Below are 11459 nucleotides of genomic sequence, written 5' to 3'. Positions count from 1 at the left end.
GACTGCCCTGCGCGGCCGGCCACCTTTCTTTGGCTGGTCGGAGGCAAGCAGGCGTTACAACAGGCCCTGGGGCGGCTGCTGACGCGGCAGCGTTTCCTGCAGGTAGTCCTCGATTTCCGGCAGTGAGAAGACATCTTCCTCACCGACGAAGCTGATCAAGGTCACATCGCTGAAGCTTGCACGGTGGACGTAGTCTTCCGGCACTTCCGGCAGCGTGAAGTTGATCGCATGGGTCGCGTCTTCGAGTGCGAAGCCACGCCCGGCGACATCGCTGACCACCAGCACCTTGAGCTTGCCGTTGCGGAAGGCCTCATGGGCTTCCAGGCGCTCGGCCTGGGTCTCGGCGCCGGACATCACCGCCGATTCGATACCGGCTTCCTTGAGCGCGGCGTTGATCTTGCGCACCAGCCCACGGCTATTGCCGAAGACCACGGAGCGCTCCATCTCGCTCTGCTTCACCAGATTGATCAGCAGACGCAGCTTGTCATCATCGCTCACGGTGTAGCTCTTCACGGCGTCGTTGTCCGCCGCGATGGCAGCCGTCGCTTCGTGCTCGACCGCGACCTGAGTCGCCTCATGCGTCCACTGCTCGGCCAGCCCCAGCACGTCGGAAGACAGCTCGGCGGAGAACAGCAGCGTCTGGCGCTCTTCGGGACGTGGCGTGGCGCGGATGATGCGCTTGACGTCAGGAATGAAGCCCATCGACAGCATGCGGTCCGCTTCGTCGACCACCAGCACCTCGGTCTCGGAGAGATCGACATCGCGCTTGGTGTGGAAATCGAGCAGGCGGCCTGGCGTGGCGACCAGCAGGTCGACCTTGCGCTCGAGGCGTTCACGCTGCTTCTGGTAGTCCATGCCGCCCACCACACAGGCCACCGAGATGCGCGCGAATTCGGAGAACGCCTTGGCGTCCTTCTCGATCTGCAGCGCAAGCTCACGGGTCGGCGCGATGATGACGGCACGCGGCGCGCCCGGCTTCTGGCCTTCCGGCGCTTTCTCTTCCAGGAAGTAGGCCAGGGTGGCGATCAGGAAGGCGGCGGTCTTGCCGCTGCCGGTCTGGGCACGGCCGACCACGTCACCACCCAGCAGCGCCTTCTCGAAGGTCTGGGCCTGGATCGGGGTGCAGTATTCAAAGCCGGCCTTCTGGATGGCACGCATCAGCGGCAGCGGCAGATCGAAATCATGGAAGCGCCACTGGCCGGCGACCGGCGCGACCGGGAACTGATCGAGGTTCCACTTGGACTGGGAGCGACGCGGCTTGCGACGACGACGCTTGGGCTTTCTCGGCTTCTGGTTCGGGTCCTGCGGCTCTTGCTGAGTCTGCTCAGCGGCTGGCTGGGTCTGATCCGTCTCGCTCATGTAATCCGTTCTTTTCAAGGGTTCATATGCGACAGGCGCGGGTCGTTCTCGGAATCTCGCCGTGACAGGCCACATCCGGCTGGTTCGTCATGCCCAGTCGTCTCACCTGGTTCGCCTGACTCGCGCCTGATGCGCGGTAGTCTCGGGCTGCATGCGCCTTTACCGGATTGGGAGCCATCCCCTGCCCTTGTGCGGCAACACCCCCTGGGTGTGCGTCTCCGGGGCCGCGCAGGCCTCGGGTGCAGAAGGACACGAATGCTCTCACCTGTGCTTGACGGATTCACGCATCCAGCGCGCCCTTGCCCGAATGTTCGGCAAGGGACTGGAGCGGACGTCTGCCATGAGGGTCTGCTCACGTGGCACCGGTCATGTCATCGCCGGGCTCACGCAACGGACAGGCTCATGGGTCGCCACAAGAACGGCCGATACTGCGTGTCGGTCGAAAGGGCTTCTTCATCGGGCGGGCATCAGGCTGCCGGGCAACCTTGGCCACGCCACGGGACAGTTCGCCGCCGCCCGTCTGTCTATCTGTCTATCTGTGTGGACCGGGGCGGCGTACCTGCCAGGGTCATTCAGGTAACACTCATGTATTGCATATTGCATGTCGCTGGCACGGGTAATGGCAGCAAGGCTGGCGCGTCCGGCAAGCCGTTGTCTCTGACATGCGTGAGGGGAAGCGCGCCCCAAGGGCAGGCGACCCGCCATCGTGCATGAGGCACACGGCGCAGATTCAAGCGGCCAGCCACGCACCTCACCTGCGGGCAGCGACGATAACGCCGACATATTGTACCAGCCCGCCGGCGTCTTCGCGCCCCTGCATCATGACGCACTCGGCGCGAGACATCCTCGCGCACACGACAGCGATGCCTCTCACCACGACGCCCCTCATGGCACCCGCCCCATGCAGGCTGGTAGAATGCCCGACAACTGATGCGGTTGCCCGCGTGCCGCGGTCTTGCCGTGCGACTCGAGGCTGGCGACTGCCGACACCGAACAGGAAAGCCCGAAGATGACACGTAGAAAGAAGAGCCGCTCCATCGCCGACAAGGTGCAGATTCGTACCGGCCGCCGCAAGGACTTCAAGAAGTGGCGCGCCGAGAACCCGGACCAGGTGCATTCCGGCCCGCGTTACGTGGCCAAGAAGAAGGACCAGCGCAAGTCCCAAGCGGCCGCCAAGCTCGAGCGCATGAACGCCGCGCCGCTGTTGCCGCTGCACCCTGATGCGCCGGCAAAGGAAGACAGCTCCTCCAAGGATGATGGTGGAGGCCAAGCGTGATGCGCCTGATTTCCTTCAACATCAACGGCATCCGTGCGCGTCCGCATCAGCTGGAAGCACTGATCGAGACGCATCAGCCGGAAGTCATTGGCCTGCAGGAAACCAAGGTGCAGGACAGTGAATTCCCCCACGCGCACATCGAGGCGCTGGGCTATCACGTGGTGTGGCACGGCCAGAAGGGTCACTACGGCGTCGCGATGCTGACCCGTCAGGTGCCGAAGAGGGTGCACTACGGCATGCCGGATGACGACGAGGATGCCCAGAAGCGCATGATCGGCGTCGAGATCGACGGCCCGAACGGCGAGCCGCTGATCGTCTACAACGGCTACTTCCCCCAGGGCGAGAATATCGAGCACCCGGTGAAGTTCCCCTACAAGACGCGCTTCTACCAGCAGCTGTTCCGCCTGCTGGAAGAAGACCACCAGCCCGAGCAGCACGTGGTGGTGATGGGCGACTACAACATCTCGGCCACTGACCGCGACATCGGCATCGGCGAGCCCAACCGCAAGCGCTGGCTGCGTGAAGGCAAGACCAGCTTCCAGCCCATCGAGCGCGAGTGGATGGAGCGCCTCTACGCCTGGGGGCTGACCGACAGCTTCCGCCACGTGCACCCGGAAGTCGATGATCAGTTCAGCTGGTTCGACTACCGCTCACGCGGCTTCGAGCGTGAGCCCAGGCGAGGCCTGCGCATCGACCTGATCATGACCAGCCCCGGCCTGACTCCGCTGATCAAGGATTCCGGTATCGACTACGCGCTGCGCGGCATGGAAAAGCCGTCGGATCACGCCCCGGTGTGGACCGATATCGGCTGATACGCTGAGCAGCACCAGCGCGAACACGATCGCCAGACACGCAAACGCCGCCTTTCCCGTCTCAGGACAATCAGGAAAGGCGGCGTTTGCGTTGCAGTGATGCTCAGACAGCGCTGGATCGCCAGCGTCTCACGTCATCAGCGCTGCGCGACGGACTTCAGCCAGGCATCGGCTCCTTCGGCGCCACGCGCCTGAGCCTTCTTGAAGGCTTCACGCGCAGGGTCGAACTGCTCCAGCTGACTGGCGACCACGCCGGAGAGCAGCCAATGACGCGCCGAGTCATCGCCACGCTCACCGGCCGCGGCCAGCGCCTGCTGCGCCGTTTCCCAGCGGCCCCAGTCATAGGCAAGCTCGGCATACTGCCGGGCACCCTCGAGTGACTGACTCTGCTGCGAGACGACTGCCCATGCCTTGAGCGCATGCTCGACATCGCGCGCCGCCGTCCAGGCCTGCGCCAGCTGGCGACGCAGCGCCGGGGTATCGTCAAGCAGCGGCTGCCCCTCAGGTGTCGCGGATTTCGAGAGCCCCGCCTCGATCAGCTCCGCCGCCCGCGCCGGCGCACCGGCCGCCAGCTGCAGGTCGACTCGCTGCTGGTAGGCATCACTGCCGCTGACGACCCCCGCTGCCCACGCCGCTTCCCAGGTACTGGCGGCGCGGGTGTTCTGGTTGAGGCGCTGATAGAGCGCCACGGCACGCTGCCAGTCCTGCGGGTCGCGTGACTCGCCCAATCCCTGCTCGACCAGCGCCACCGCCGCGCCATGGCGGCCGGTCTGCTGATAGACGCTGACGGCCAGTTTCAGGCGATCGCCGCTCGGCGCACTCGCCTTGCTGGCACGCTCAAGCCAGTCCTCGGCGCGCGCCCAGTCACCTCGATTGGCTTCCAGACTGACCGCCAGCCACAGGTCATCGGCACTCGCCGAGCCGCCGTGCAGATATTCCGCCAGGCGAGCGATACCGCTGTCGCGCTCACCGGCGCGCAGGCGCAGCATCGCTTCACGACGCAGCCACTCGCGAGCCTGGGAGGCATTGACGCCCGGCAGGCGACGCGCCTCGGCATACAGACGTGCCGCCTGGGCCTGATCGCCCTGGCGCGCTCGCGCACTGGCCGCCAATGACAGATACAGCGCACGCACTTCACCACGCTGGCGCCTGGCCTCACGCTCAGCGCGCTCACCGACCGCGTCATAATCGCCTTCATCCAGCCGTGACTGCAGCGTGCGCAACTGCCCCGCTACTTCGGCGGAAACGCGCGTCGCCGCATGGGCCGCACTGATGCCACCGACTTCCATCATCAGCATCAGGCAGGTCGAGACCAGCGTCACGCGGGTGAGTCGGCGCCCGCCGTGTGTCAGCAGCTGGCGCGCCCGCGCCATCAGGCCCCGTGATCGCTCAGCACTGTCGGCGTCCTGCGGCGGTGTGGATTTCGCTACCATGAGTCTTTCCTCTTGCGTTCATCCGCTGCCATGACTCGGCGCATTGCCGACAAGTCCACGGCATCAGAGATGACGACATATGACACACATCAGACACCCGATGAAAGCCCGCGCCATGGGGTCATGGGTTGCCTCAACGCAACTGGAACTCGAGCCGCTGGCGCGCCTGGCGCGCATTGCCCGCGGCCGGGAATTCCCAGCGCGCGATCGCCTTCATCGCCGCGCGGTCAAACACGCCCGACGGCTCGGCACGCACCACCCGCAGCGAGCCGCCATCGACATTGCCATCCGGACGAATCACGAAGGCCACCTCGACGAAGCCCTCGATGCCGCGGCGACGCGCACGACTCGGATATTCGGGAGCGGTGCGTACGGTGGGCCGCGGTGAACCACCCTGCGCCGCCGGGGCTGCCTTGGGCTTTGACGGCTTCGCCGCGGCCTGTGATGACGCGTCAGACGCCGACTGCGCCGATGATGCGACCTCGGCCTGCCTGGCGACCGCCTTGGGTTCCGGCTTGGCCTTGGGTGCTGGCTTGGGCGTCGGTTTCGGCTTGGGGGTCGGTTTGGGCGGACGCTCGACTTCCAGCGGCGGCAGGCTGTCATCCATGGTCAGCTCCGGCGTCGGCGGCAATGGCGTCTTGACCTCGGGGATCGCCACCGGGCTTGTCGCTTTGGGTGCCGGCATCGGCGCTGCCTTGGGTGGCGGCGGTGGCTCGGCCGGCGGCGTGGGCAGACTTTCACTCGCCGCCGGCGCGGGCTCCGGTGCCTCTTCAGGCGCCTGAACGGTAGAGACCGACAGCGGCTCCGGTGGCGGCGTGTCGTTCACCGGCGGCGCGACCAGCAGCGCCAGCGCATAGAACAGCACCAGCGCCAGCAAGGCGCCGCCGACAAGCCCGACGAGTCGATTGGCATACAGGCGTCGCGTCATGTCATTCGCCCTTCGAGGCGGCGACCGCGATGTCCTGCACACCCGCGTTGCGCAGCGCATCCATCGTCTCGACCAGCAGGCCGGTCTGTGAGCGACTGTCGGCCTGGATCACCACCGGCTGACCATCGGCAAGATCGACCACGGCGTCGCCGACGCGATGGGCATCCACCGGCTTGCCGTCGACCCACACCGCGTCCTCGGCGGTGATGGCGACCATGACCGCCGCGTCAGGGCGCGCCGTGGCATTGGAGGCTTCCGGACGCTGGATCTCGACCCCGGACTCCTTGACGAAGCTGGTGGTGACGATGAAGAAGATCAGCATGATGAAGACGACATCCAGCATCGGCGTCAGATTGATCTCGCCGCTGTCTTCCGCGGCCTCCATGCGACGTCTACGCATGTGGTGTCTCGCTTGTATCAGAGGAGGAATCAAAGCCGTTCGCAGCGGACATGCCGGAACGTGCATCGTCGACGGCGCGCGCCAGACGGTCGTGCAGACGCTGGTCTTCACGACGCACCACGCGCTCGAAGCGCGTGACGAACATCAGGCCCACCACCGCGACCGCCATGCCGGCCAGCGTCGGCAGCGTGGCACGTGCCACACCATCGGCCATGGCACGCGCCTGGCCGGTGCCGGCGATCGCCAACGAATCGAAGACATGGATCATGCCGGTCACGGTGCCCAACAGGCCGGCCAGCGGGCAGATCAGCACCAGCAGCTTGAGCCACGGCAGCGGCGCGCGCAGACGTGACAGCAGCTCACGGGTCAGCACTTCGCGATGGGTGAGCGCCGACCAGCTGTGGTGTTCGCTGCGCGCCACCCAGTCGTGGATCAACTGCTGACGCGCCGGACGATGCACGAGCCGCCAGTAGAGGCCGCGCTCCAGCGCCAGCCCGAACAGCACCATGGCGATCAGGCAGATCACCACGATCAGCGGGCCACCGCTTTCCACCAGCCGCATCACTGGCGCGAAGCCACCGCTCAGCAAGGAAGAGGCGGCCAACGAATCAGGCATGCTCGATATCCCGCTGACGCGCCGCCGCGCTGGCAGCCTTGCTCGGAGCGCGCTTCTCGAGGTGGTCGGCCAGACGTGCACTGGCGCGGCCCTCGAGGCGGCCCATCAGGCCCTTGGACAGGCTGGAAAGCCCGGTCTGGGCGAACAGCAGCGGCACGGCGGTCACCAGACCCAGCACGGTGGTCACCAGCGCCTGGGAGATACCGCCGGCCATCAATTTCGGGTCGCCGGTACCGAAGACGGTGATCGACTGGAAGGTGCCGATCATGCCGGTCACGGTACCCAGCAGACCCAGCAGCGGCGCGATGGCAGCCAACAGCTTGACCAGCGCCTGGCCACGTTCGAGCCTGGGCTGCTCGGCCAGCAACGCCTCGTCGAGACGGGCTTCGAGCGCTTCCGGCTCGTGATCGTGGCGCATGCCTTCAAAGCGATGCAGCACACGACCCAGCGGATTGTCGTCACTGAGCTGGCTCAGGTCGGCTTCCTGACGCTTGACCGCCCGACGGGTCAGCGACAGACGCACCAGCTGGATCAGCGCGATGATCAGGCCCAGCACGCCCAGGCCGACGATGACATAACCGACGGCGCCGCCCTGCTTGAGGCGCTCACCGAGACGCGGCGCCCGCGCCAGTGCCTGGGTGACATCACCACCGGTGGGGTCGAAGCTCAGACGATCACTATCGCCGGCATCGAAGGCCGCCAGCTGCTTGCGAATGCGCAGCGGCGTGGTACCCGCAAGGCCGAGGGTGTCCAGCGCCGAGGGGCCATCCACGGCCTTGTCTTCCGACAGCGGCGCCAGCAGGTGACGACCGCTGAAAGCCATCTGCTCGCCGACGCGCACGATCTCACGCGGCTTGATGCTGCCATCCGGCCCGGCCAGCGGTGCCTGGAAGCGCAGTGCGCGACCGCTTTCGGTGGCGATGCTGCGGATGTCCGCGGTCAGGGCGGCGAGTCGCTCGCGGCCCGGCACCTCATCGCGCGGCCCCAAGTCCGGCAGACGCGCCTGGCCGCCGACCAGCAGCCAGTTGCCCGCCAGCGCTTCACGCGTCTCGCGGGCATGCTTGCGCGCCACCTCGAACACCTGGCCGAGATCGCCCTGCTGGGCCTGGCGCTCTTCGTCCAGACCGCTGAGAGTCTCCTGTTGCTCCTGCGCTTCGGCCTCGAGGGTCGCGCGCGTCTCGCGCAGGCTGTCACGCCGCGCCTCGGCCTCGCTGACCGCCGCTTGCAGTGCCTCGCGATCCGACAACAGGGTGTCGAGACGCGCCTGATCGCGGCCTTCGGCCTGACTGGCGGCCTGTTCGAACTGCTCGACGCTCAATGACTGCTCGGCACTGCCGGTCGCCGCCAACACGGCAGGAGACGACAACGTCAGCAGCCCCAGGGTGCCGGCCGTCAGCAACAGGCGTGACAGAGACTCACGTGGCGCTTGTGAATTCATCGCCATCAGCTGGACTCCTGCGCGGTACGGGGTGTGGTGGTGCGTGTGCTGGTGACTGCCGCGGCAGCCTGATCGGCGCTCTCGAGCGCGGACTTCGACAGGCGCCCCTTCGGAGCCAGCTCGACATCCTCGACCGGCACCGACAGCGGCAGGGTCACCAGTGACGGTGCCTGCTGGTCACGCGCCATGCTGATGCCCTTGCGCAGCGCTTCCAGGCCGCTGTCATCCAGTACCTGCCAGCTGCCATTTCTGGCCTGCCAGGCGCCACCATGCTGACCATCCAGCGTCAGGTAATAGAGGCCGACGCGGCCGACACGCAGATACTGCACCTCGGTGTCTTCCCCACCGACAAGCCCTGCGCGCCAGGTATCGAAGCCCTGACCGTAGCTCAGCTCCTGCTGCCAGGCATTGAGCAGCTGATCGAGGCGCTCGTCATTACTCAAGCTGGCATTGGAGAGGTTGTCACGCAGACGCTGGACGCGCGCGAGGCGCTCGTCCTTGAGAAATGGCAGATCCTGCTCGATGAAGTCCTCAAGCTCCTCGACCTGCTGACGCAGCAGGCCCGGCAGCGACTCACGCGTGGCCTCGAGATTCTCCAGCGCCGTGCGCTGGCGCTCGATACGCGCCGCGCGATCAGCATTCAGCGGCGTCAGCTCCGCGGTATAGCTTTCCAGACGCGCGGCTTCCTGACGCGCTTCGCGCAGGCGCACCAGCAGCGCACGCGTCTCGTCATCGGCGGCGTCGATACGCGCCTGCAGCTTACGCTGGGCTTCCTGATGAGTGGCGGCACTGTCACGCAGTGTCTCGGCATGCGCGGGCAATGCCGTGGCTGTCAGCGGTGCAAGCAGCACCAGCGCCGGGAGCAGGCCGCCAAGGGCTCGCACGCACGGGAAGGGGAAAGAAGTCGAACGCCGCACGGACATCTCCTGAAGAACTAGGCTTGGTTGCATCCTCGGTCGCCTGCCAGGCCGCTAGTGGCTTCCGAGTGGAAATGCAAATCACTGGCATGGACGGTATTACAAACAAGAACAATTATCAATTGATCTTGCCTCGCTCTGCCCCATCAGCAGGCCCTGAAACCTGCAATGCAGCGTTGCACTTTTCTCCTGACGCTCTCCCCTGCCCTCGCCCCAACCCTTGCCTCTACCCTTGCCCGCAGACACAAAAAACGCGACCCGCCAAAGCGGGTCGCGTTGATTGGCCAGGGCACCTTGCGGTGTCTCGGCCTCAGCCTTGCGGGGCGTTGCTCAGAGCTTGCCTTCCAGCTCCGGCAGTACCTCGAACAGATCCCCGACCAGGCCGTAATCCGCGACCTGGAAGATCGGCGCTTCGTCGTCCTTGTTGATCGCGACGATGACCTTGGAGTCCTTCATGCCCGCCAGGTGCTGGATCGCCCCGGAGATGCCGACGGCGATGTAGAGATCCGGCGCGACGATCTTGCCGGTCTGGCCGACCTGCATGTCGTTGGGCACGAAACCGGCATCGACGGCAGCGCGTGAGGCACCGATGGCGGCGCCCAGCTTGTCGGCGATACCGTTGAGCAGCGCGAAGTTCTCACCGTTGCCCATGCCGCGGCCACCGGAGATCACCACCTTGGCGGAGCCAAGCTCAGGGCGCTCGCTTTCCGCCAGGGTTTCCTCGACGAAGCTCGAGACACCGGCATCCTCGACCAAATCCACGGCCTCGATGGCCGCCTGTCCGTCGAGCGCGACCGGATCGAAGCCGGTGGCACGCACGGTGATGACCTTGAGCACATCGTCGCTCTTGACGGTGGCGATGGCGTTGCCGGCGTAGATCGGGCGTTGAAAGGTATCGGCGCTCTCGACGGCGGTGATCTCGGAGATCTGCGCCACGTCCTTCAGTGCCGCGACACGCGGCATGAAGTTCTTGGCGGTGGTGGAGGCGCTGGACAGCACGTGGCTGTAGTCATCGGCCAGCGCCACGACCAGTGCCGACAGGTTCTCGGCCAGCTGATGGGCGTAGACGGCATTGTCGGCGACACGCACACGCGCGATGCCGGCAAGCTTGGCGGCCTGCTCGGCGACGGCGCCTACGCCCTCACCGGCGACCAGCACGTCGATATCGCCTCCGATGGCGCTTGCGGCTGCCACGACACTCGCGGTGCTGCTAGTCAGCTGGCCATCATGATGATCGGCAATGACGAGAATGCTCATGAGATCACCTTTGCTTCGTTCTTGAGTTTGTCCACCAGCTCATCGACGGAGCCGACCTTGATGCCGCCCTGACGCTCGGCCGGCGGCGTGACCTTGACCAGCGACACCTTGGAGGCCGTGGAGACACCCATTTCTTCCGGCGTCTTGACGTCCAGCGGCTTCTTCTTGGCCTTCATGATGTCCGGCAGCTTGGCGTAGCGCGGCTCGTTGAGGCGCAGGTCAGTGGTGACCACCGCCGGCAGGTTCAGCTTGACGGTCTGCAGGCCGCCATCGATCTCGCGGGTGACGTTGACGCTCTCGCCATCGACCACCACCTCGGAGGCGAAGGTACCCTGCCCCATGCCGGTGAGTGCCGCCAGCATCTGGCCAGTCTGGTTGTTGTCGGCATCGATGGACTGCTTGCCGAGAATCACCAGGCCGGGCTGTTCTTCCTCGACCACCTTGGCCAGCAGCTTGGCCACGGCCAGCGAGTCGACGGCGTCATCGGTCATCACCTGTACGGCGCGATCGGCGCCCAGCGCCAGCGCGGTACGCAGCTGTTCCTGGGCGGCCTTCGGGCCGATGGTCACGGCCACGACTTCGGTCGCCACGCCCTTTTCCTTCAGGCGCACCGCTTCTTCCACGGCGATCTCGCAGAAGGGATTCATGGCCATCTTGACGTTGGTCAGATCGACGTCAGACTGGTCCGCCTTGACGCGAATCTTGACGTTGTAATCGATGACGCGTTTCACCGCGACGAGTACTTTCATGGTGTCCTCGCTGATTTCTCATGGAGTACCAGTGACCGTGAGGTCGCCAGCGCTCGATTCATGCAAGCGTTTGATAGGTGAATATCTTCCAAAGATGACCGTGATGACAAGTGTCTCGCCACGATATCCGCTGGCACCCGACGGATGAAGTCAGCCAGACCGGCGTGGTTTTCACTGTCCGGGCGCCGCCATTCTCATGCGGGCATCTTGCGCAGAATTGGTTGCCGGGGTCAAACCTGACAATCACTCTCAACACGCCCGAGCGTGAAACCCA

General features: G+C 65.7%; 11 protein-coding genes. 2 read left to right on the top strand and 9 right to left on the bottom strand.

Features of this window, described 5'->3' with window-relative positions:
• Positions 1–54: 54 nt before the first annotated feature.
• Positions 55–1359 carry a DEAD/DEAH box helicase gene (locus AC5WNJ_RS04445; RefSeq protein WP_495930486.1) on the bottom strand — a complete coding sequence of 435 codons (1305 nt, stop codon included), beginning with the start codon at positions 1357–1359 and terminating at the stop codon, positions 55–57.
• A 1009-nt stretch (positions 1360–2368) separates the two neighbouring features.
• On the opposite strand from AC5WNJ_RS04445, the gene AC5WNJ_RS04440 reads away from it, so the two are divergent.
• Both AC5WNJ_RS04440 and xthA read left to right on the top strand, forming a co-directional pair.
• Positions 2369–2635 carry a hypothetical protein gene (locus AC5WNJ_RS04440; RefSeq protein WP_495930485.1) on the top strand — a complete coding sequence of 89 codons (267 nt, stop codon included), beginning with the start codon at positions 2369–2371 and terminating at the stop codon, positions 2633–2635.
• Positions 2635–3447, top strand: coding sequence for an exodeoxyribonuclease III (gene xthA / locus AC5WNJ_RS04435; RefSeq protein WP_176676441.1), 813 nt, complete (start codon positions 2635–2637; stop codon positions 3445–3447). The genes AC5WNJ_RS04440 and xthA overlap by 1 nt, the downstream gene beginning before the upstream one ends.
• 137 nt (positions 3448–3584) lie before the next feature.
• On the opposite strand, the gene AC5WNJ_RS04430 is transcribed toward xthA, so the two are convergent.
• The 8 genes from AC5WNJ_RS04430 to AC5WNJ_RS04395 all read right to left on the bottom strand — a co-directional run bounded on the left by AC5WNJ_RS04430 (position 3585) and on the right by AC5WNJ_RS04395 (position 11185).
• Complete coding sequence (locus AC5WNJ_RS04430; protein ID WP_495930484.1) at positions 3585–4880, bottom strand: tetratricopeptide repeat protein; 1296 nt, start codon at positions 4878–4880, stop codon at positions 3585–3587.
• Positions 4881–5013: 133 nt separating this feature from the next.
• Positions 5014–5808 carry an energy transducer TonB gene (locus tag AC5WNJ_RS04425; RefSeq protein WP_495930483.1) on the bottom strand — a complete coding sequence of 265 codons (795 nt, stop codon included), beginning with the start codon at positions 5806–5808 and terminating at the stop codon, positions 5014–5016.
• 1 nt (position 5809) lies between these two features.
• On the bottom strand, positions 5810–6208 hold the full coding sequence (locus AC5WNJ_RS04420; RefSeq protein WP_495930482.1) for an ExbD/TolR family protein: 399 nt from the start codon (positions 6206–6208) through the stop codon (positions 5810–5812).
• Positions 6201–6824 (bottom strand): MotA/TolQ/ExbB proton channel family protein, encoded by a 624-nt coding sequence (locus AC5WNJ_RS04415; RefSeq protein ID WP_082388107.1) that lies wholly within the window; start codon positions 6822–6824, stop codon positions 6201–6203. Before AC5WNJ_RS04415 ends, AC5WNJ_RS04420 begins: the two co-directional genes overlap by 8 nt.
• The gene (locus tag AC5WNJ_RS04410; RefSeq protein WP_495930481.1) at positions 6817–8268 is read right to left on the bottom strand and encodes a MotA/TolQ/ExbB proton channel family protein; all 1452 of its coding nucleotides are present in this window, start codon (positions 8266–8268) and stop codon (positions 6817–6819) included. Before AC5WNJ_RS04410 ends, AC5WNJ_RS04415 begins: the two co-directional genes overlap by 8 nt.
• Entirely contained in the window at positions 8268–9179 is a 912-nt protein-coding gene (locus tag AC5WNJ_RS04405) for a DUF3450 domain-containing protein (RefSeq protein WP_495930480.1), read from the bottom strand. The genes AC5WNJ_RS04410 and AC5WNJ_RS04405 overlap by 1 nt, the downstream gene beginning before the upstream one ends.
• A gap of 330 nt (positions 9180–9509) precedes the next feature.
• A complete protein-coding gene (locus AC5WNJ_RS04400; protein WP_495930479.1) occupies positions 9510–10436 on the bottom strand; it encodes an electron transfer flavoprotein subunit alpha/FixB family protein in 927 nt (308 codons plus the stop codon).
• Positions 10433–11185, bottom strand: coding sequence for an electron transfer flavoprotein subunit beta/FixA family protein (locus AC5WNJ_RS04395; RefSeq protein WP_495930478.1), 753 nt, complete (start codon positions 11183–11185; stop codon positions 10433–10435). Before AC5WNJ_RS04395 ends, AC5WNJ_RS04400 begins: the two co-directional genes overlap by 4 nt.
• Positions 11186–11459: the final 274 nt, after the last annotated feature.

It is taken from the genome of Cobetia sp. PDI-23MA, from assembly GCF_059507735.1.
This window is presented reverse-complemented; position numbering and strand designations above follow the sequence as displayed.

What these genes read in the sequence shown, in the direction of transcription:
- AC5WNJ_RS04445 (WP_495930486.1), bottom strand. Translation starts at nt 1,359, where the DNA reads ATGAGCGAGACGGATCAGACCCAGCCAGCCGCTGAGCAGACTCAGCAA.
- AC5WNJ_RS04440 (WP_495930485.1), top strand. Translation starts at nt 2,369, where the DNA reads ATGACACGTAGAAAGAAGAGCCGCTCCATCGCCGACAAGGTGCAGATT.
- xthA (WP_176676441.1), top strand. Translation starts at nt 2,635, where the DNA reads ATGCGCCTGATTTCCTTCAACATCAACGGCATCCGTGCGCGTCCGCAT.
- AC5WNJ_RS04430 (WP_495930484.1), bottom strand. Translation starts at nt 4,880, where the DNA reads ATGGTAGCGAAATCCACACCGCCGCAGGACGCCGACAGTGCTGAGCGA.
- AC5WNJ_RS04425 (WP_495930483.1), bottom strand. Translation starts at nt 5,808, where the DNA reads ATGACGCGACGCCTGTATGCCAATCGACTCGTCGGGCTTGTCGGCGGC.
- AC5WNJ_RS04420 (WP_495930482.1), bottom strand. Translation starts at nt 6,208, where the DNA reads ATGCGTAGACGTCGCATGGAGGCCGCGGAAGACAGCGGCGAGATCAAT.
- AC5WNJ_RS04415 (WP_082388107.1), bottom strand. Translation starts at nt 6,824, where the DNA reads ATGCCTGATTCGTTGGCCGCCTCTTCCTTGCTGAGCGGTGGCTTCGCG.
- AC5WNJ_RS04410 (WP_495930481.1), bottom strand. Translation starts at nt 8,268, where the DNA reads ATGGCGATGAATTCACAAGCGCCACGTGAGTCTCTGTCACGCCTGTTG.
- AC5WNJ_RS04400 (WP_495930479.1), bottom strand. Translation starts at nt 10,436, where the DNA reads ATGAGCATTCTCGTCATTGCCGATCATCATGATGGCCAGCTGACTAGC.
- AC5WNJ_RS04395 (WP_495930478.1), bottom strand. Translation starts at nt 11,185, where the DNA reads ATGAAAGTACTCGTCGCGGTGAAACGCGTCATCGATTACAACGTCAAG.